20 protein-coding genes are annotated in these 19,671 nt (G+C 50.4%); 13 read left to right on the top strand and 7 right to left on the bottom strand.

Going from position 1 to position 19,671, the window contains the following annotated elements:
• Position 1 precedes the first annotated feature (1 nt).
• Positions 2-604 (bottom strand): YebB family permuted papain-like enzyme, encoded by a 603-nt coding sequence (locus tag ACJHYD_RS04135; RefSeq protein ID WP_001024929.1) that lies wholly within the window; start codon positions 602-604, stop codon positions 2-4.
• A gap of 70 nt (positions 605-674) precedes the next feature.
• On the opposite strand from ACJHYD_RS04135, the gene yobI reads away from it, so the two are divergent.
• From yobI to ruvB, 3 genes are all read left to right on the top strand, one after another.
• Positions 675-740 (top strand): stress response small protein YobI, encoded by a 66-nt coding sequence (gene yobI, locus ACJHYD_RS04140; RefSeq protein ID WP_010723105.1) that lies wholly within the window; start codon positions 675-677, stop codon positions 738-740.
• Between the two features lie 138 nt (positions 741-878).
• A complete protein-coding gene (ruvA, locus tag ACJHYD_RS04145; RefSeq protein WP_000580323.1) occupies positions 879-1,490 on the top strand; it encodes a Holliday junction branch migration protein RuvA in 612 nt (203 codons plus the stop codon).
• Between the two features lie 8 nt (positions 1,491-1,498).
• Positions 1,499-2,509 carry a Holliday junction branch migration DNA helicase RuvB gene (gene ruvB / locus ACJHYD_RS04150; RefSeq protein ID WP_000568522.1) on the top strand — a complete coding sequence of 337 codons (1,011 nt, stop codon included), beginning with the start codon at positions 1,499-1,501 and terminating at the stop codon, positions 2,507-2,509.
• A gap of 149 nt (positions 2,510-2,658) precedes the next feature.
• Here the strand turns inward: ruvB and znuB are convergent, their stop codons facing one another.
• Positions 2,659-3,444, bottom strand: coding sequence for a zinc ABC transporter permease subunit ZnuB (gene znuB / locus ACJHYD_RS04155; RefSeq protein ID WP_000571479.1), 786 nt, complete (start codon positions 3,442-3,444; stop codon positions 2,659-2,661).
• Positions 3,441-4,196 carry a zinc ABC transporter ATP-binding protein ZnuC gene (znuC, locus tag ACJHYD_RS04160; RefSeq protein WP_000202996.1) on the bottom strand — a complete coding sequence of 252 codons (756 nt, stop codon included), beginning with the start codon at positions 4,194-4,196 and terminating at the stop codon, positions 3,441-3,443. The genes znuB and znuC overlap by 4 nt, the downstream gene beginning before the upstream one ends.
• Before the next feature lie 78 nt (positions 4,197-4,274).
• On the opposite strand from znuC, the gene znuA reads away from it, so the two are divergent.
• From znuA to lpxM, 3 genes are all read left to right on the top strand, one after another.
• Entirely contained in the window at positions 4,275-5,207 is a 933-nt protein-coding gene (znuA, locus tag ACJHYD_RS04165) for a zinc ABC transporter substrate-binding protein ZnuA (RefSeq protein ID WP_011076428.1), read from the top strand.
• Positions 5,208-5,222: 15 nt separating this feature from the next.
• Positions 5,223-6,545, top strand: a complete 1,323-nt coding sequence (gene mepM / locus ACJHYD_RS04170) for a murein DD-endopeptidase MepM (protein WP_001184045.1) — start codon at positions 5,223-5,225, stop codon at positions 6,543-6,545.
• A 119-nt stretch (positions 6,546-6,664) separates the two neighbouring features.
• Positions 6,665-7,636 (top strand): lauroyl-Kdo(2)-lipid IV(A) myristoyltransferase, encoded by a 972-nt coding sequence (gene lpxM, locus ACJHYD_RS04175; RefSeq protein ID WP_000448381.1) that lies wholly within the window; start codon positions 6,665-6,667, stop codon positions 7,634-7,636.
• 131 nt (positions 7,637-7,767) lie between these two features.
• Here lpxM and pyk read toward each other — a convergent pair whose 3' ends face one another.
• Both pyk and hexR read right to left on the bottom strand, forming a co-directional pair.
• Positions 7,768-9,210, bottom strand: a complete 1,443-nt coding sequence (gene pyk / locus ACJHYD_RS04180) for a pyruvate kinase (RefSeq protein ID WP_000091148.1) — start codon at positions 9,208-9,210, stop codon at positions 7,768-7,770.
• Positions 9,211-9,337: 127 nt separating this feature from the next.
• Positions 9,338-10,207 carry a DNA-binding transcriptional regulator HexR gene (gene hexR / locus ACJHYD_RS04185; protein WP_001056694.1) on the bottom strand — a complete coding sequence of 290 codons (870 nt, stop codon included), beginning with the start codon at positions 10,205-10,207 and terminating at the stop codon, positions 9,338-9,340.
• A 337-nt stretch (positions 10,208-10,544) separates the two neighbouring features.
• Here hexR and zwf point away from each other — a divergent pair, with 337 nt between their 5' ends.
• The 3 genes from zwf to kdgA all read left to right on the top strand — a co-directional run bounded on the left by zwf (position 10,545) and on the right by kdgA (position 14,744).
• Positions 10,545-12,020 carry a glucose-6-phosphate dehydrogenase gene (zwf, locus tag ACJHYD_RS04190; RefSeq protein ID WP_000301727.1) on the top strand — a complete coding sequence of 492 codons (1,476 nt, stop codon included), beginning with the start codon at positions 10,545-10,547 and terminating at the stop codon, positions 12,018-12,020.
• Between the two features lie 234 nt (positions 12,021-12,254).
• On the top strand, positions 12,255-14,066 hold the full coding sequence (edd, locus tag ACJHYD_RS04195) for a phosphogluconate dehydratase (RefSeq protein WP_001069467.1): 1,812 nt from the start codon (positions 12,255-12,257) through the stop codon (positions 14,064-14,066).
• A gap of 36 nt (positions 14,067-14,102) precedes the next feature.
• Entirely contained in the window at positions 14,103-14,744 is a 642-nt protein-coding gene (kdgA, locus tag ACJHYD_RS04200; RefSeq protein ID WP_000800512.1) for a bifunctional 4-hydroxy-2-oxoglutarate aldolase/2-dehydro-3-deoxy-phosphogluconate aldolase, read from the top strand.
• 54 nt (positions 14,745-14,798) lie between these two features.
• On the opposite strand, the gene purT is transcribed toward kdgA, so the two are convergent.
• A complete protein-coding gene (gene purT / locus ACJHYD_RS04205) occupies positions 14,799-15,977 on the bottom strand; it encodes a formate-dependent phosphoribosylglycinamide formyltransferase (protein ID WP_001551236.1) in 1,179 nt (392 codons plus the stop codon).
• Between the two features lie 133 nt (positions 15,978-16,110).
• On the opposite strand from purT, the gene yebG reads away from it, so the two are divergent.
• From yebG to ACJHYD_RS04220, 3 genes are all read left to right on the top strand, one after another.
• Positions 16,111-16,401, top strand: coding sequence for a DNA damage-inducible protein YebG (gene yebG, locus ACJHYD_RS04210; protein WP_000257738.1), 291 nt, complete (start codon positions 16,111-16,113; stop codon positions 16,399-16,401).
• Between the two features lie 66 nt (positions 16,402-16,467).
• Complete coding sequence (gene yebF, locus ACJHYD_RS04215) at positions 16,468-16,824, top strand: protein YebF (protein ID WP_001295500.1); 357 nt, start codon at positions 16,468-16,470, stop codon at positions 16,822-16,824.
• A gap of 326 nt (positions 16,825-17,150) precedes the next feature.
• Positions 17,151-17,810, top strand: a complete 660-nt coding sequence (locus ACJHYD_RS04220; RefSeq protein WP_000024733.1) for a tellurite resistance TerB family protein — start codon at positions 17,151-17,153, stop codon at positions 17,808-17,810.
• A gap of 163 nt (positions 17,811-17,973) precedes the next feature.
• On the opposite strand, the gene ACJHYD_RS04225 is transcribed toward ACJHYD_RS04220, so the two are convergent.
• Complete coding sequence (locus ACJHYD_RS04225; protein ID WP_001551234.1) at positions 17,974-19,143, bottom strand: RNA-guided endonuclease InsQ/TnpB family protein; 1,170 nt, start codon at positions 19,141-19,143, stop codon at positions 17,974-17,976.
• A 56-nt stretch (positions 19,144-19,199) separates the two neighbouring features.
• Between ACJHYD_RS04225 and tnpA the strand changes: the two genes are divergently transcribed.
• On the top strand, positions 19,200-19,625 hold the full coding sequence (gene tnpA, locus ACJHYD_RS04230) for an IS200/IS605-like element ISEc46 family transposase (protein WP_000064873.1): 426 nt from the start codon (positions 19,200-19,202) through the stop codon (positions 19,623-19,625).
• Positions 19,626-19,671 lie beyond the last annotated feature (46 nt).

Raw genomic sequence — 19,671 nt, forward strand, 5'->3', positions numbered from 1 at the left:
GTTATACCGCCTCGGTCAGTTCCGGCTGAGGCGTTTCCACTCCCTCCGCATGAATCAACACCAAACCCGGATGATGCCACAAACTGGCTGGCGTGACGGTTTTACGCTCCCACGGAATAGAACCCAGGAACCAGAATTTCCAGAAAGTGAGTTTTGCATTCGGATTGCTATTTAACAATTCTCCAAACGTCTCTATTTCACCCACCGGAATACATAGCGCCTCTTTATAAATATCAAAAACAAATTTTGAACAGAACTGGCGCGAAGATTCGTATTTAAAACCGGTGTGGTAAAGTTTGCGTAGCCGGGAGGGAACCTGTTCAACAATTCGTTGTTTTTGTTGTTCTGTCAGCCCAGCGTCTAATCGCTTTATAGCATAGCGTTGATTAGACGAACGTTTAATAAAACGAGATAGCGTGGTGATGGTTGAAAGGGGAACCCGGCTTTCTGCAACCAGGAAGTCTTCACCGTTATGACCGATAATGATCCCGACGTGATTACTCCAGCAATTTGATGCAGCTGATATTTGACCAAATAAGGCAGCACCTATACATGTAAAGACGATATCTCCAATTTCATATTCAGCAGGGTAATTAATATTCACGTTGTCATTCCATTGAAATAGATACGAATATACGTAATAGCATAAAAAATTTATTTTTTCAGGAGGCGCAATGTATATTTTTATTACGCATTTCTTCACTGAATATGTAATATTAAAATATTTGCTTCCAATATAACCTGTAGAACAAATTATACTGTGCCATTTTTCAGATCATCGGGACACCTCGCAAGTTTTCTTCATCCTTCGCTGGATATCTATCCAGCATTTTTTTATCATACAGCATTATCTTTGATTCATTACGCAGGAGCGTCATGTGATAGGCAGACTCAGAGGCATCATCATTGAAAAACAACCCCCGCTGGTGTTAATTGAAGTGGGCGGCGTAGGCTATGAAGTGCATATGCCGATGACCTGTTTTTATGAACTCCCTGAAGCGGGTCAGGAAGCGATCGTTTTCACCCACTTTGTGGTGCGTGAAGACGCGCAACTGCTGTACGGTTTTAACAATAAACAAGAGCGCACATTGTTCAAAGAGTTGATCAAAACCAACGGCGTCGGCCCGAAGTTAGCGCTGGCGATCCTCTCCGGAATGTCAGCGCAGCAGTTCGTTAATGCCGTTGAGCGTGAAGAAGTGGGGGCACTGGTGAAACTGCCGGGTATTGGCAAAAAAACCGCCGAACGCTTGATTGTTGAAATGAAAGACCGATTTAAAGGTTTGCATGGCGATCTCTTTACGCCAGCCGCCGACCTGGTACTCACGTCTCCTGCCAGCCCGGCGACCGACGATGCTGAACAAGAAGCGGTTGCCGCGCTGGTGGCGCTGGGCTATAAACCACAAGAAGCAAGCCGCATGGTGAGCAAAATCGCTCGCCCTGACGCCAGCAGTGAAACATTAATTCGCGAAGCCCTACGCGCCGCGTTATGAGGTAAAGGATGATTGAAGCAGACCGTCTGATTTCTGCCGGTACCACTTTGCCGGAAGATGTGGCAGATCGCGCCATTCGCCCTAAATTACTGGAAGAGTATGTTGGTCAGCCGCAGGTTCGTTCACAGATGGAGATTTTCATCAAAGCAGCGAAACTGCGCGGCGATGCCCTCGATCATCTGTTGATTTTTGGTCCTCCGGGGTTGGGTAAAACTACGCTTGCCAACATTGTCGCCAATGAAATGGGCGTTAATTTACGCACGACTTCTGGTCCGGTGCTGGAAAAGGCCGGCGATCTGGCAGCGATGCTCACTAACCTTGAACCGCATGACGTGCTGTTTATTGATGAGATCCACCGTCTATCGCCAGTTGTTGAAGAAGTGCTGTACCCGGCAATGGAAGACTACCAACTGGATATCATGATTGGTGAAGGTCCGGCGGCACGCTCCATTAAAATTGATTTGCCGCCGTTTACCCTGATTGGTGCAACCACGCGCGCAGGTTCGCTGACATCACCGTTGCGCGATCGTTTTGGTATTGTGCAGCGTCTGGAGTTTTATCAGGTGCCGGATCTGCAATATATCGTCAGTCGCAGCGCACGCTTTATGGGGCTTGAGATGAGTGATGACGGCGCGCTGGAAGTTGCTCGTCGCGCTCGCGGTACGCCACGTATTGCCAACCGTCTGCTGCGTCGAGTGCGTGACTTCGCCGAAGTGAAGCACGATGGCACCATCTCGGCTGATATCGCTGCTCAGGCGCTGGATATGCTGAATGTCGATGCCGAAGGTTTCGATTATATGGACCGCAAATTGTTGCTGGCGGTAATCGATAAGTTCTTTGGTGGGCCGGTAGGTCTGGATAACCTGGCGGCTGCCATTGGCGAAGAACGTGAAACCATTGAGGATGTGCTGGAACCTTATTTGATTCAGCAAGGCTTTTTGCAGCGTACACCGCGCGGGCGTATGGCGACAGTGCGGGCGTGGAACCACTTCGGCATCACGCCGCCAGAAATGCCGTAAGTCGGATCGGTCGCTCGCGGCGCATCCGACACTGGCAGTGTTGCCTGATGCGCCGCTATTCGCGTCTTATCAGGCATATACCAGAGATAGCGAACCACAGGTCGGATAAGGCGCTCGCGCCGCATCCGACAAATGTGTTCAGCGAAAGATTAGCTGGCCTGTTTTTTCATCATACTGAGAATAAATAACAGTGCCGCGCATAGCACCACCGACGGGCCTGCTGGTGTATCGTAAAATGCGGAAAAGGTTAAACCGCCAGTCACTGCCACCATCCCCACCAAAACAGCGACACCTGCCATCTGTTCCGGCGTGCGGGCAAAGCGACGTGCAGTAGCAGCAGGAATAATTAGCAACGAAGTAATAATCAACGCGCCGACAAATTTCATCGCTACACCAATCGTCAATGCCGTCACCAGCATCAACAACAATTTCACGCGCTGTAATTTCACACCATCAACAAACGCCAGATCCGGGCTAATCGTCATCGACAGCAAATTGCGCCATTGCCAGAACAAAATCGCCACCACGATGACCACGCCAATTGCAATAGAGATGAGATCTTCTGGCGTCACTGCCAGCAAATCACCGAACAGGTAAGCCATCAAATCAACACGAATATTAGACATCAGACTAACGACCACCAGGCCCAGCGACAGGGCACTGTGCGCCATTATCCCTAATAACGTGTCGATCGCCAGCTGTGGACGCTTCTCCAGCCATACCAGACCGCCCGCCAGCAGCAGCGTAACTGCAATCACCGCATAGAATGGATTCACGTCCAGCAACAAACCAAACGCGACACCAAGTAATGAGGCATGGGCCAGCGTATCACCGAAATAAGACATACGACGCCAGACCACAAACGAACCCAGCGGACCCGCGGCACAGGCGAGCATGATCCCGGCTAACCAACCGGGAAATAATAATTCAATCATGAGCGATCATTTCCCCGACGCAAAACAATTCGTCCCTGTAAATCGTGACGATGATTATGATGATGGCGATAGATACCCAGTTGTTCAGCACCACGAGGACCAAACATAGAAATAAACTCCGGATGCAGGGAAACAACTTCCGGTGTACCGGAACAACAAATGTGGTGATTCAGGCAAAGCACTTCATCGGTTTTTGCCATTACCAGATGCAGATCGTGAGAGACCATTAAAACGCCACAATCCAGTTCGCGACGCAACTGGTCAATAAGGTCATATAACGCCACCTGACCATTCACATCCACGCCCTGAGTGGGTTCATCCAGCACTAATAATTGCGGTCGATTTAACAATGCTCGCGCTAACAATACACGCTGTGTTTCGCCACCCGAGAGCTTTTGCATCGGTGCGTTAATCAGATGCCCGGCCTGGACACGTTTCAGTGCAGGCAAAATATCTTCTTTATGTGTGCCAGGGCGTAAGCGTAAAAAACGGTTTACGGTAAGTGGCAACGTGGTGTCGAGATACAGCTTCTGCGGTACATAGCCGATGCGCAGTTTTCCGTTGCGCTTGATAACCCCTTCATCGGGTGTTACCAGCCCGAGCACTACCCGTACCAGTGTCGACTTACCTGCGCCATTTGGCCCAAGTAAAGTCAAAATTTTTCCAGGTTTAAGTTCCAGCGACACATCAGAGAGGACGCGGCGTTGGCCAAAAGAAACCGAGACATTTTCCAGGGAAACCAGACTTGTCATGTTAATTTTAGTCTTGCAGTAGTCATGAAATGTTATAATATCACACTTCTCATATTCATTACGATGATTGGTCGCATTATGTTACATAAAAAAACGCTTCTTTTCGCAGCATTATCCGCCGCTCTCTGGGGCGGTGCAACACAGGCCGCAGATGCTGCCGTTGTCGCTTCGCTTAAACCCGTTGGGTTCATCGCTTCTGCCATTGCTGATGGGGTAACAGAAACGGAGGTTTTACTACCTGACGGCGCTTCAGAACATGATTATTCACTGCGTCCATCAGATGTAAAACGCTTACAGAACGCGGACTTAGTCGTTTGGGTTGGCCCGGAGATGGAAGCGTTCATGCAAAAACCGGTAAGTAAATTACCTGAAGCGAAACAGGTAACGATTGCGCAGCTAGAGAATGTGAAACCGCTGCTGATGAAAAGTATTCACGGCGATGATGATGATCACGACCACGCGGAAAAAAGTGACGAAGATCACCATCACGGCGATTTCAACATGCATCTTTGGCTTTCCCCAGAGATAGCGCGGGCTACAGCGGTTGCAATCCATGGAAAATTAGTGGAACTTATGCCGCAAAGTCGAGCCAAACTTGACGCCAACCTGAAGGATTTTGAGGCACAATTAGCCTCAACCGAAAAGCAGGTTGGTAACGAGCTCGCGCCGCTCAAGGGGAAAGGTTATTTCGTTTTTCACGATGCTTACGGCTATTTCGAAAAACAGTTCGGACTGACACCGCTTGGTCATTTTACCGTTAACCCTGAGATTCAACCTGGCGCGCAGCGTTTACATGAAATAAGAACACAGTTGGTTGAGCAAAAAGCAACCTGCGTTTTTGCTGAGCCACAGTTCAGGCCAGCGGTCGTTGAGAGCGTCGCACGAGGGACATCCGTTCGTATGGGAACGTTGGATCCCCTGGGGACGAATATCAAACTGGGTAAAACAAGCTATTCAGAATTCCTGAATCAATTAGCCAACCAGTATGCGAGCTGCCTGAAAGGAGATTAATGAGGAAGTGATTACGTGCAACAGATAGCCCGCTCTGTCGCCCTGGCGTTTAATAATTTACCGCGACCACACCGCGTTATGTTGGGGTCGCTCACCGTTCTTACTCTGGCCGTCGCTGTCTGGCGGCCCTATGTTTATCACCGCGATGCCACGCCAATTGTCAAAACCATTGAGCTGGAACAGAACGAAATTCGTTCGCTCTTACCTGAAGCCAGTGAGCCGATTGATCAAGCTGCACAAGAAGATGAAGCCATTCCCCAGGATGAACTGGATGACAAAATCGCCGGTGAAGCGGGCGTGCATGAATATGTTGTTTCCACTGGCGATACGCTAAGCAGCATTCTCAATCAGTATGGTATTGATATGGGTGATATCACCCAACTGGCTGCTGCCGACAAAGAATTGCGTAACCTGAAAATCGGTCAACAACTCTCCTGGACATTAACCGCGGACGGCGAACTGCAGCGCCTCACCTGGGAAGTGTCTCGTCGTGAAACCCGAACCTATGACCGTACTGCCGCTAACGGTTTTAAAATGACCAGCGAAATGCAGCAAGGAGAGTGGGTCAACAATCTGCTGAAAGGTACCGTCGGGGGAAGCTTTGTTGCCAGCGCCAGAAACGCCGGTTTAACCAGCGCCGAAGTGAGCGCAGTGATTAAAGCCATGCAGTGGCAAATGGATTTCCGCAAACTGAAAAAAGGCGATGAATTTGCGGTGTTAATGTCACGAGAAATGCTTGATGGTAAACGTGAGCAAAGCCAACTGCTGGGCGTACGTTTGCGTTCAGAAGGTAAAGATTATTACGCAATCCGCGCTGAAGATGGCAAATTCTATGATCGTAACGGTACTGGTCTGGCGAAAGGATTCTTGCGATTCCCGACGGCGAAACAGTTCCGTATCTCGTCTAACTTTAACCCGCGTCGTACTAATCCGGTGACTGGTCGTGTTGCGCCACACAGAGGTGTTGATTTCGCCATGCCACAGGGTACGCCGGTGCTTTCAGTGGGTGACGGTGAAGTGGTGGTTGCCAAACGCAGTGGCGCAGCAGGTTATTATGTGGCTATTCGTCATGGTCGCAGCTACACCACGCGTTATATGCACTTGCGCAAGATTCTGGTGAAACCGGGACAGAAGGTGAAACGTGGCGACCGTATCGCGCTTTCCGGTAATACCGGACGTTCAACCGGGCCGCATCTGCACTATGAAGTATGGATAAACCAGCAGGCCGTAAACCCGCTGACGGCAAAACTGCCGCGTACCGAAGGGCTGACCGGCTCCGATCGTCGCGAATTCCTGGCGCAGGCCAAAGAGATTGTGCCGCAGCTACGGTTTGATTAATTAACATCCATTCGCAGCCGGTACGCAGTCAGTACCGGCTTTTTTTATTTGGTGCGGGGCAAGTTGCGCCGCTACACTATCACCAGATTGATTTTTGCCTTATCCGAAACTGGAAAAGCATGGAAACGAAAAAAAATAATAGCGAATACATTCCTGAGTTTGATAAATCCTTTCGCCACCCGCGCTACTGGGGAGCATGGCTGGGCGTAGCAGCGATGGCGGGTATTGCTTTAACGCCGCCAAAGTTTCGCGACCCCATTCTGGCACGGCTGGGACGTTTTGCCGGACGCCTGGGAAAAAGCTCACGCCGTCGTGCGTTAATCAATTTGTCGCTCTGCTTTCCAGAACGTAGTGAAGCTGAACGCGAAGCGATTGTTGATGAGATGTTTGCCACCGCGCCGCAAGCGATGGCAATGATGGCTGAGTTGGCAATACGCGGGCCGGAGAAAATTCAGCCGCGCGTTGACTGGCAAGGGCTGGAGATTATCGAAGAGATGCGACGTAATAACGAGAAAGTGATCTTTCTGGTGCCGCACGGTTGGGCCGTCGATATTCCTGCCATGCTGATGGCCTCGCAAGGGCAGAAAATGGCAGCGATGTTCCATAATCAGGGCAACCCGGTTTTTGATTATGTCTGGAACACGGTGCGTCGTCGTTTTGGCGGTCGTCTGCATGCGAGAAATGATGGTATTAAACCATTCATCCAGTCGGTACGTCAGGGGTACTGGGGATATTATTTACCCGATCAGGATCATGGCCCAGAGCACAGCGAATTTGTTGATTTCTTTGCCACCTATAAAGCGACGTTGCCCGCGATTGGTCGTTTGATGAAAGTGTGCCGTGCGCGCGTTGTACCGCTGTTTCCGATTTATGATGGCAAGACGCATCGCCTGACGATTCAGGTGCGCCCACCGATGGATGATCTGTTAGAGGCAGATGACCATACGATTGCGCGGCGGATGAATGAAGAAGTCGAGATTTTTGTTGGTCCGCGACCAGAACAATACACCTGGATATTAAAATTGCTGAAAACTCGCAAGCCGGGCGAAATCCAACCGTATAAGCGCAAAGATCTTTATCCCATCAAATAAAAAAAGCCTCTCGCGAGGAGAGGCCTCCGCCTTGTGATAAGTTCAAGTTTGCTTCAGAAGATTCGAAATCTGTTGAACTATAATTGAACTGTAGGCCGGATGAGGCGTTTTCGCCGCATCCGGCAACGTACTTACTCTACCGTTAAAATACGCGTGGTATTAGTAGAACCCACGGTACTCATCACGTCGCCCTGGGTGACAATCACCAGGTCACCAGACATCAAGTAACCTTTATCGCGCAGCAGATTAACCGCTTCGCTGGCAGCTGCTACGCCGTCATTAGCGCTATCAAAGTGCACCGGCGTAACGCCGCGATAGAGAGCAGTCAGGTTCAGCGTACGTTCATGGCGTGACATGGCGAAAATTGGCAGACCAGAGCTGATACGGGAGGTCATCAGCGCCGTACGACCCGATTCGGTCATGGTGATGATCGCCGTAACGCCTTTCAGGTGGTTAGCCGCGTACATTGCTGACATGGCAATAGCTTCTTCCACATTGTCGAACTGCACGTCCAGACGGTGTTTAGAAACGTTGATGCTCGGGATTTTTTCCGCACCCAGGCAAACGCGCGCCATGGCTGCAACAGTTTCTGAAGGATACTGACCAGCAGCAGTTTCTGCAGAAAGCATCACAGCGTCAGTACCATCCAGAACGGCGTTTGCTACGTCCATGACTTCTGCACGCGTCGGCATCGGGTTAGTAATCATTGACTCCATCATCTGGGTCGCCGTGATTACTGCGCGGTTAAGCTGACGCGCACGACGGATCAACGCTTTCTGAATGCCGACCAGTTCCGGGTCGCCAATTTCCACACCGAGGTCGCCACGTGCAACCATTACCACGTCAGAGGCGAGGATGATGTCATCCATTGCATCCTGGCTGCAAACGGCTTCCGCACGTTCAACCTTGGCAACAATTTTCGCATCACAGCCTGCATCGCGTGCCAGGCGACGGGCATAGTTCAGATCTTCGCCGCAGCGTGGGAAGGAGACAGCCAGGTAATCTACGCCAATTAACGCCGCAGTCTTAATGTCTGCTTTGTCTTTTTCGGTCAGCGCTTCAGCCGACAAACCGCCGCCAAGTTTGTTGATACCTTTATTGTTGGAGAGGGGACCACCGACGGTGACTTCGGTGAACACTTTCATGCCCTGAACTTCCAGTACTTTTAACTGGACGCGACCATCGTCCAGCAGCAGGATGTCACCAGGCACGACGTCAGCAGGCAGGCCTTTGTAGTCGATACCGACTTTTTCTTTGTCGCCTTCACCTTTACCCAGGTTGGCGTCGAGCAGGAATTTATCCCCAATATTGAGGAAAACTTTGCCTTCTTTAAAGGTGGATACACGAATTTTGGGCCCCTGGAGGTCACCCAGAATAGCCACATGACGCCCCAGTTTTGCGGCAATTTCACGAACTTTATCCGCGCGCATTTTGTGATCTTCAGGCGAGCCGTGAGAAAAGTTCATACGTACAACGTTGGCACCCGCTGCGATAACTTTTTCAAGATTATTATCGCGATCTGTTGCTGGGCCTAACGTGGTAACGATTTTTGTTCTGCGAAGCCTTCTGGACATGTAATACTCCGTTGACTGAAACAACCAGGTGTTGCTTGAACATGAAATCCGAATGAAATAACGCCGCGATGGCTATAAATTAATCTCATTCGGATGTCGTATAAGATTAGGACAGTGACAGTCGTTTTTAGCGATCGTCACTTAAATTAAGTAACTGCTTATCAAAACGCGATTCCTTCAGCGCTTCCTTGACCCGCTTCAAGTTATCTCTGAATTTTGCACCGCGTCGCAAAGTAAATCCTGTCGCCAGCACATCTATCACGGTCAGCTGTGCAAGTCGAGAAACCATGGGCATATAAATGTCAGTATCTTCCGGTACGTCGAGGGTAATTGCTAGCGTGGCTTCCCGGGCGAGCGGGGTACCTGCAGAGGTGAGGGCAATCACCATGGCGTCGTTTTCGCGTGCCAGCTGCGCCAGCTCGACCAGATTTTTTGTTCTTCCCGTGTGAGAAATCAGCACCACCACGTCTCCGTCGCTACAATTCATACAACTCATGCGTTGCAGCACAATATCATCGGAGTACACCACCGGAACATTAAAACGAAAGAACTTATTCATCGCATCGTGGGCAACAGCGGCAGAAGAGCCTAATCCGAAAAAGGCGATTTTTTTTGCCTGAGTGAGTAAGTCGACGGCGCGGTTGATGGCAGATTTATCCAATGAATGACGGACATGATCGAGCGTTGCCATTGCGGACTCAAATATTTTCCCCGTGTATGATTCAACGCTGTCATCTTCATTGACGTTGCGATTAACATAGGGAGTGCCATTCGCCAGACTTTGTGCCAGATGAAGTTTAAAATCAGGAAAACCGCGCGTGTCCATGCTGCGACAGAAACGATTCACCGTCGGTTCGCTAACATTGGCTTCCAGCGCCAGAGCAGCAATACTCGAATGGATCGCGTTATCGGGCGAAGCCAGAATGACCTCGGCAACTTTGCGCTCTGATTTGCTCAAATGTTCCAGCTGAGACTGGATTTTTTCCAGCATATTCATGATGTAAAGAGACTCACGGGTAATGACGATTTCCGCACTGAAAGAAATCGAAATGCAGTTTTGTCAGATATTACGCCTGTGTGCTGTGTTAATGACAAAAGCAGATAAAAAAGTTGTTATTTTTTTTCATAACATGATCAGTGTCAGATTTTTACCCAATGGAAAACGATGATTTTTTTATCAGTTTTGCCGCACTTTGCGCGCTTTTACCGTAATCGCACGGGTGGATAAGCGTTTACAGTTTTCGCAAGCTCGTAAAAGCAGTACAGTGCACCGTAAGAAAATTACAAGTATACCCTGGCTTAAGTACCGGGATAGTTAACTTAAGGAGAATGACATGGCGGTAACGCAAACAGCCCAGGCCTGTGACCTGGTCATTTTCGGCGCGAAAGGCGACCTTGCGCGTCGTAAATTGCTGCCTTCCCTGTATCAACTGGAAAAAGCCGGTCAGCTCAACCCGGACACCCGGATTATCGGCGTAGGGCGTGCTGACTGGGATAAAGCGGCTTATACCAAAGTTGTCCGCGAGGCGCTCGAAACTTTCATGAAAGAAACCATTGATGAAGGTTTATGGGACACCCTGAGTGCACGTCTGGATTTTTGTAATCTCGATGTCAATGACACTGCTGCATTCAGCCGTCTCGGCGCGATGCTGGATCAAAAAAATCGTATCACCATTAACTACTTTGCCATGCCGCCCAGCACTTTTGGCGCAATTTGCAAAGGGCTTGGCGAGGCAAAACTGAATGCTAAACCGGCACGCGTAGTCATGGAGAAACCGCTGGGGACGTCGCTGGCGACCTCGCAGGAAATCAACGATCAGGTTGGCGAATACTTCGAGGAGTGCCAGGTTTACCGTATCGACCACTATCTTGGTAAAGAAACGGTGCTGAACCTGTTGGCGCTGCGTTTTGCTAACTCTCTGTTTGTGAACAACTGGGACAATCGCACCATCGATCATGTTGAGATTACCGTGGCAGAAGAAGTGGGGATCGAAGGGCGCTGGGGCTATTTTGATAAAGCCGGTCAGATGCGCGACATGATCCAGAACCACCTGCTGCAAATTCTTTGCATGATTGCGATGTCTCCGCCGTCTGACCTGAGTGCAGACAGCATCCGCGATGAAAAAGTGAAAGTACTGAAGTCTCTGCGCCGTATTGACCGCTCCAACGTACGCGAAAAAACCGTACGCGGGCAATATACTGCGGGCTTCGCCCAGGGCAAAAAAGTGCCGGGATATCTGGAAGAAGAGGGCGCGAACAAGAGCAGCAATACAGAAACCTTCGTGGCGATCCGCGTCGACATTGATAACTGGCGCTGGGCCGGTGTGCCATTCTACCTGCGTACTGGTAAACGTCTGCCGACCAAATGCTCTGAAGTCGTGGTCTATTTCAAAACACCTGAACTGAATCTGTTTAAAGAGTCGTGGCAGGATCTACCGCAAAATAAACTGACTATCCGTCTGCAACCTGATGAAGGCGTGGATATCCAGGTACTGAATAAAGTTCCTGGCCTTGACCACAAACATAACCTGCAAATCACCAAGCTGGACCTGAGCTATTCAGAAACCTTTAATCAGACGCATCTGGCGGATGCCTATGAACGTCTGCTGCTGGAAACCATGCGTGGTATTCAGGCACTGTTTGTTCGTCGTGATGAAGTGGAAGAAGCCTGGAAATGGGTAGACTCCATTACTGAGGCGTGGGCGATGGACAATGATGCGCCGAAACCGTATCAGGCCGGAACCTGGGGACCCGTTGCCTCGGTGGCAATGATTACCCGTGATGGTCGTTCCTGGAATGAGTTTGAGTAATATCTGCGCTTATCCTTTATGGTTATTTTACCGGTAACATGATCTTGCACAGATTGTAGAACAATTTTTACACTTTCAGGCCTCGTGCGGATTCACCCACGAGGCTTTTTTTATTACACTGACTGAAACGTTTTTGCCCTATGAGCTCCGGTTACAGGCGTTTCAGTCATAAATCCTCTGAATGAAGCGCGTTGTGAATCATCCTGCTCTGACAACTCAATTTCAGGAGCCTTTATGAATCCACAATTGTTACGCGTAACAAATCGAATCATTGAACGTTCGCGCGAGACTCGCTCTGCTTACCTCGCCCGGATAGAACAAGCGAAAACTTCGACCGTTCATCGTTCGCAGTTGGCATGTGGTAACCTGGCACACGGTTTCGCTGCCTGCCAGCCAGAAGACAAAGCCTCTTTGAAAAGCATGTTGCGTAACAATATCGCCATCATCACCTCCTATAACGACATGCTCTCCGCGCACCAGCCTTATGAACACTATCCAGAAATCATTCGTAAAGCCCTGCATGAAGCAAATGCGGTTGGTCAGGTTGCGGGCGGTGTTCCGGCGATGTGTGATGGTGTCACCCAGGGGCAGGATGGAATGGAATTGTCGCTGTTAAGCCGCGAAGTGATTGCGATGTCTGCGGCGGTGGGGTTGTCCCATAACATGTTTGATGGTGCGCTGTTCCTCGGAGTGTGCGACAAGATTGTTCCGGGTCTGACTATGGCAGCCCTGTCGTTTGGGCATTTGCCTGCGGTGTTTGTGCCGTCTGGACCGATGGCAAGCGGTTTGCCAAATAAAGAAAAAGTGCGTATTCGCCAGCTTTATGCCGAAGGTAAAGTGGACCGCATGGCATTACTGGAGTCAGAAGCCGCGTCTTATCATGCGCCGGGAACATGTACTTTCTACGGTACTGCCAACACCAACCAGATGGTGGTGGAGTTTATGGGGATGCAGTTGCCAGGCTCTTCTTTTGTTCATCCGGATTCTCCGCTGCGCGATGCTTTGACCGCAGCCGCTGCGCGCCAGGTTACACGCATGACCGGTAATGGTAATGAATGGATGCCGATCGGTAAGATGATCGATGAGAAAGTGGTGGTGAACGGTATCGTTGCACTGCTGGCGACCGGTGGTTCCACTAACCACACCATGCACCTGGTGGCGATGGCTCGCGCGGCCGGTATTCAGATTAACTGGGATGACTTCTCTGACCTTTCTGATGTTGTACCGCTGATGGCACGTCTCTACCCGAACGGTCCGGCCGATATTAACCACTTCCAGGCGGCAGGTGGCGTACCGGTTCTGGTGCGTGAACTGCTCAAAGCAGGCCTGCTGCATGAAGATGTCAATACGGTGGCTGGTTTTGGTCTGTCTCGTTATACCCTTGAACCATGGCTGAATAATGGTGAACTGGACTGGCGGGAAGGGGCGGAAAAATCACTCGACAGCAATGTGATCGCTTCCTTCGAACAACCTTTCTCTCATCATGGTGGGACAAAAGTGTTAAGCGGTAACCTGGGCCGTGCGGTTATGAAAACCTCTGCCGTGCCGGTTGAGAACCAGGTGATTGAAGCGCCTGCGGTTGTTTTTGAAAGCCAGCATGACGTTATGCCGGCTTTTGAAGCGGGTTTGCTGGACCGCGATTGTGTCGTTGTTGTCCGTCATCAGGGGCCAAAAGCGAACGGAATGCCAGAATTACATAAACTCATGCCGCCACTTGGTGTATTATTGGACCGGTGTTTCAAAATTGCGTTAGTTACTGATGGACGACTCTCCGGCGCTTCAGGTAAAGTGCCGTCAGCTATCCACGTAACACCAGAAGCCTACGATGGCGGGCTGCTGGCAAAAGTGCGCGACGGGGACATCATTCGTGTGAATGGACAGACAGGCGAACTGACGCTGCTGGTAGACGAAGCGGAACTGGCTGCTCGCGAACCACACATTCCTGACCTGAGCGCGTCACGCGTGGGAACAGGACGTGAATTATTCAGCGCCTTGCGTGAAAAACTGTCCGGTGCCGAACAGGGCGCAACCTGTATCACTTTTTAAGACGACAAATTTGTAATCAGGCGAGAGAAAACTCTGATGAAAAACTGGAAAACAAGTGCAGAATCAATCCTGACCACCGGCCCGGTTGTACCGGTTATCGTGGTAAAAAAACTGGAACACGCGGTGCCGATGGCAAAAGCGTTGGTTGCTGGTGGGGTGCGCGTTCTGGAAGTGACTCTGCGTACCGAGTGTGCAGTTGACGCTATCCGTGCTATCGCCAAAGAAGTGCCTGAAGCGATTGTGGGTGCCGGTACGGTGCTGAATCCACAGCAGCTGGCAGAAGTCACCGAAGCGGGTGCACAGTTCGCAATTAGCCCGGGTCTGACCGAGCCGCTGCTGAAGGCTGCTACCGAAGGGACTATTCCTCTGATTCCGGGGATCAGCACTGTTTCCGAACTGATGCTGGGTATGGACTACGGTTTGAAAGAGTTCAAATTCTTCCCGGCTGAAGCTAACGGCGGTGTGAAAGCCCTGCAGGCGATCGCGGGTCCGTTCTCCCAGGTCCGTTTCTGCCCGACGGGTGGTATTTCTCCGGCTAACTACCGTGACTACCTGGCGCTGAAAAGCGTGCTGTGCATCGGTGGTTCCTGGCTGGTTCCGGCAGATGCGCTGGAAGCGGGCGATTACGACCGCATTACTAAGCTGGCGCGTGAAGCTGTAGAAGGCGCTAAGCTGTAAAAGTCAAAATGCCCGATCCTCGATCGGGCATTTTGGTAGCGTTTTTCGCCGGGGTTAAGCTTGTACTTTTATCTGTGCTGCGGCGTGCTTTGCGCGCTCAATCGCTTCATCAACACTCTCAGCGGTCGCCAGCGCAACACCCAGACGACGGCTGCCATCAATTTCCGGCTTACCAAATAAACGAATCTGTAGGCCTGCGCCTACGGCATTCTGCACATTATCAAACGTGACATTCTCACTGGTCAGTTGTGGCAGGATAACGGCAGAAGCTGCAGGACCATACTGACGGATCCCGCCAACCGGAAGTCCGAGAAAGGCTCGCACATGCAGGGCAAACTCCGAGAGATCCTGAGAAATTAACGTCACCATCCCGGTATCATGTGGGCGAGGGGAGACCTCACTGAAAATCACCTCATCACCACAGACAAACAGCTCGACACCAAACAGCCCATAACCGCCCAGTGCCAGCACCACTTTACGGGCAATTTCTTGCGCACGTTCCAAAGCCAGCTGGCTCATTTGCTGTGGTTGCCAGGATTCACGATAGTCGCCATCTTCCTGGCGATGACCTACCGGTGCACAGAAATGGACGCCATCCACCGCGCTGACGGTTAGCAGGGTAATTTCGAAATCAAACTTAACGACGCCTTCAACAATTACGCGGCCCGCTCCGGCGCGACCGCCTTGCTGAGCGTACTCCCATGCATGAGCAAGTTGCTCTGCAGAACGAATAAACGTCTGCCCCTTGCCGGAGGAACTCATCACCGGTTTAACAATGCAGGGATAGCCGATTTCAGCAACCGCCTTGCGGAAAAGGTTTTCGTTATCGGCAAAACGATAAGTGGAAGTGGGCAGCTGCAGCTCTTCTGCCGCCAGGCGACGGATACCCTCGCGATTCATCGTTAATTTCGTTGCGCGCGCGCAGGGGACAACATTCAGTCCTTCCTCTTCAAGTTGGATCAGCATATCGGTGGCAATAGCTTCGATCTCCGGCACGATATAATGTGGTTTTTCCAGTTCAACCACACGGCGTAATGCATCACCATCAAGCATATTAATGACATGGGAGCGATGCGCGACATGCATAGCTGGCGCGTCGGCATAGCGATCGACGGCAATCACCTCTACGCCGAGACGCTGACACTCGATTGCCACTTCTTTACCCAGTTCACCGGAGCCTAATAACATCACGCGAGTTGCTGCCGGACGCAGCGCAGTGCCTAATAACGTCATAACGAATATCCCCTGATTAATTCCGCGCGCAGTATAAACGAAAACGTTTGCGCGTGTCTTTATTGCTGATATTGATTTTCCAACCGAAAAGAAATATACTGTATAAAATCACAGTTATTATGAGAGGCTGCAAATGGCGGTTGAAGTTAAATACGTAGTCATTCGTGAGGGCGAAGAGAAAATGTCGTTTACCAGCAAAAAGGAAGCCGATGCTTATGACAAAATGCTTGATACGGCGGATCTGCTTGACACCTGGCTGACAAATTCTCCAGTGCAAATGGAAGACGAGCAACGTGAAGCCCTTTCGCTATGGCTGGCAGAACAAAAAGATGTGCTGAGCACCATTCTGAAAACCGGCAAATTACCGTCCCCACAGGTCGTCGGTGCTGAATCCGAAGAGGAAGATGCCTCACACGCGGCCTGAAGCAACTTGCGCTCCTGACAATTTGTACCATGCTTTCTCCTGAATCATTGTGCTATGGAGAAAAACATGAAAAAAAGAGGGGCGTTTTTAGGGCTGTTGTTGGTTTCTGCCTGCGCATCAGTTTTCGCTGCCAATAATGAAACCAGCAAGTCGGTCACTTTCCCAAAGTGTGAAGGTCTGGATGCTGCCGGAATTGCCGCGAGCGTAAAACGTGATTATCAACAAAATCGCGTGGCGCGCTGGGCAGATGATCAAAAAATTGTCGGTCAGGCCGATCCCGTGGCTTGGGTCAGTTTGCAGGACATTCAGGGTAAAGATGATAAATGGTCAGTACCGCTAACCGTGCGTGGTAAAAGTGCCGATATTCATTATCAGGTCAGCGTGGACTGCAAAGCGGGAATGGCGGAATATCAGCGGCGTTAATGGCTTCTGATAATTCGATTGACCGTTGGCGGATGCGGCGCGAGTGCCTTATCCGCCCCACAACGCACCACAATCGTAGGCCTGAGAAGACGCAACAGCGTCGCATCGGGCAATCAGCATCAAACAGTGCTACTCAAAACGTCAAACTACTTTCACCTAAAATACCCTTATCATCTGATATACAGTGAACACCTTACCTGGCGGGAATTTCTTTGAATAACGGCCAACCGCCCCGCTTATTTGCGCATCTTTTGTCTCGATATACATTTTCTGACATCCTCATCCGCTATGCTACAGGCACTAAAAATGGTTATTGAGGAGCAAATATGGCTAACTGGTTAAATCAACTGCAATCCCTGCTTGGGCAAAGCAGTTCTTCTGCCTCCTCGTCTGCGGATCAGGGATTGGGCAAACTTTTAGTGCCGGGCGCATTAGGCGGACTGGCTGGGCTGCTGGTCGCAAATAAATCAGCACGTAAACTTCTTACGAAATATGGCACCAACGCGTTGCTGGTTGGCGGCGGAGCGGTAGCGGGTACGGTGCTGTGGAATAAATACAAAGATAAAATTCGCGCGGCGCATCAGGACGAACCGCAGTTTGGCGCGCAAAGTACGCCGCTGGATGAGCGTACTGAACGTTTGATCCTTGCGCTGGTCTTTGCCGCTAAAAGTGATGGTCATATTGATGCCAAAGAACGTGCGGCAATCGATCAGCAATTGCGTGAAGCCGGCGTGGAAGAGCAGGGGCGTGTACTCATTGAGCAGGCAATCGAACAACCGCTGGATCCACAACGCCTGGCTACCGGGGTCCGCAATGAAGAAGAGGCGCTGGAAATCTATTTCCTGAGCTGCGCGGCTATTGATATTGACCATTTTATGGAACGCAGTTACCTGAATGCACTGGGTGACGCGCTGAAAATCCCCCAGGACGTTCGTGAAGGCATTGAACGCGATCTCGAACAACAAAAACGCACTTTGGCGGAATAATTCCGCTCTCTGGATAGCCTGAAGTTGACTATTTCGGGCTATCCAGAACCGCACAGCCATTTGAGCAGGCTGATTTTCTCTGTCTGCATAACATTCGATATCCGCGCCATTACCTGTCATCATGTGACTGCTCCCCGCCCTGTCGGGCGAGGCTTCCCACTTCTTAAGCCGCAACCGTCTGTGTGACGGATTTACGCTGGCCTCCATGGGCAGAAACGACGAGTCCCGCCGCTTGTAATTCCAGTATGCCCTTGCGTTTGATGTTGAGCGCCGCGTTGATATCGCGGTCATGTTCAACTCCACACTCTGGACACTGCCAGATGCGCTTATGTAATGGCATCTCCGACATTTTGTGACCGCAGCAGTGGCAGGTCTTCGAACTGGCGAACCATTGATCCAGTTTCACCAGATGCACACCTTTCTCTGTTGCTTTGTATTCCAGTTTTGTGATGAATCCAGACCATCCAGCATCGCCTATCGCACGAGCCAGATGGTGATTTTTCATCATATTTGCCATTTTCAATGTCTCGACAATTACCGCTTGGTTTTCGTCAACAATTGCGCGAGATAACTTGTGCTGGAAATCGGCACGGGCACCGGCTACCCGTTCGTGAACGGCTGCAAGTTGTATTCTGGCTTTGCGCCTGTTTGCGCTCCCTTTTTTCTTACGGGACAGTGCTTTCTGCTTCCGGCGCAGGTTGCGACTTGCATTGATTAGGTGGCGGGGACTGGCAATTTTATTGCCGTCCGATTTGATGACAAAATGCGCCAGCCCCATATCCAGCCCTGTCACATTTGATATCAGTGCGGGCTTTGCCGGCGCTTCCATCCCGTCGTCACAGAGTAACGACGCGTAGTATTTCCCGGTTGCGCTGCGGCTCAACGTGATACTTTTCAGCATTCCCGTAATTTCACGATGTAAACGCGCTTCAATCGGCAAGATTTTCGGTATTTTTATCGCAGCATCAAGGACTTTTATGCCAACACAATGGTAGCTCGATTGTCTGCCGTGTTTACTTTTAAAGGTAGGTTTACCTGCTTTCAGTTTCGGATTGAAAAAGTTAGAAAAAGCCACGTCGAGGTTAATTACCGCCTGCTGCAACGCAATAGAATCATATTCTTTAAGCCATCCATACCGGCGGGATTTCTTCGCCACTGCAAGCAGTGGTTTGAGGTCTTTACGCGGGTTTAAATTTACGCGGTGCCGCTGGTAAGAATGTTTCTTGATATGCAGAGCTTTGTTGTACGCAAAACGCACTGCACCGAACTGGGCGTTGATAAATTCAGCCTGTTCTGGTGTCGGGTAGATGCGTACTTTTGTTGCTCTTAACATAATCAGCGCTCATTGATATAATGCTTTTATTTTAACACTTTAGGTAAATATATCAATTGAGTAATCATGATGATTTACTGGCGGGATTTCTCCGCAAACGACACAGTGTCAGTAAGCTGGTTGTGCACCTTATTTTTACGACAAAGTATCGACGCAAACTATTCGACAGTCAGATGATCGCTCAGTTGCGTGAGGCTTTTGGCTCCGCTGCGGCAAAGCTTGAATGCGAAATTATTGAGATGGACGGGGAGCCAGACCATGTACACCTGCTGGTTGCCTACCCGCCAAAACTGGCGGTCAGTGTGATGGTCAATAATTTAAAATCGGTATCATCACGTTTGCTACGCCAGCAGAACGCGCATTTACGCATGCAGAGTAAAACGGGGCTTTTGTGGTCGAGATCGTACTTTGTCTGTAGCACCGGAGAGGCAACGATTGAAACGCTCAGAGCCTACGTTCAGAGTCAGTCAACACCTGATTGATCTTTAAAGCCCTGCGGGCTTTTCGCCTTATATCCCCGCCCGCATT

It is taken from the genome of Escherichia sp. WS1368, assembly GCF_046487485.1.
Classification (GTDB): domain Bacteria; phylum Pseudomonadota; class Gammaproteobacteria; order Enterobacterales; family Enterobacteriaceae; genus Escherichia; species Escherichia coli.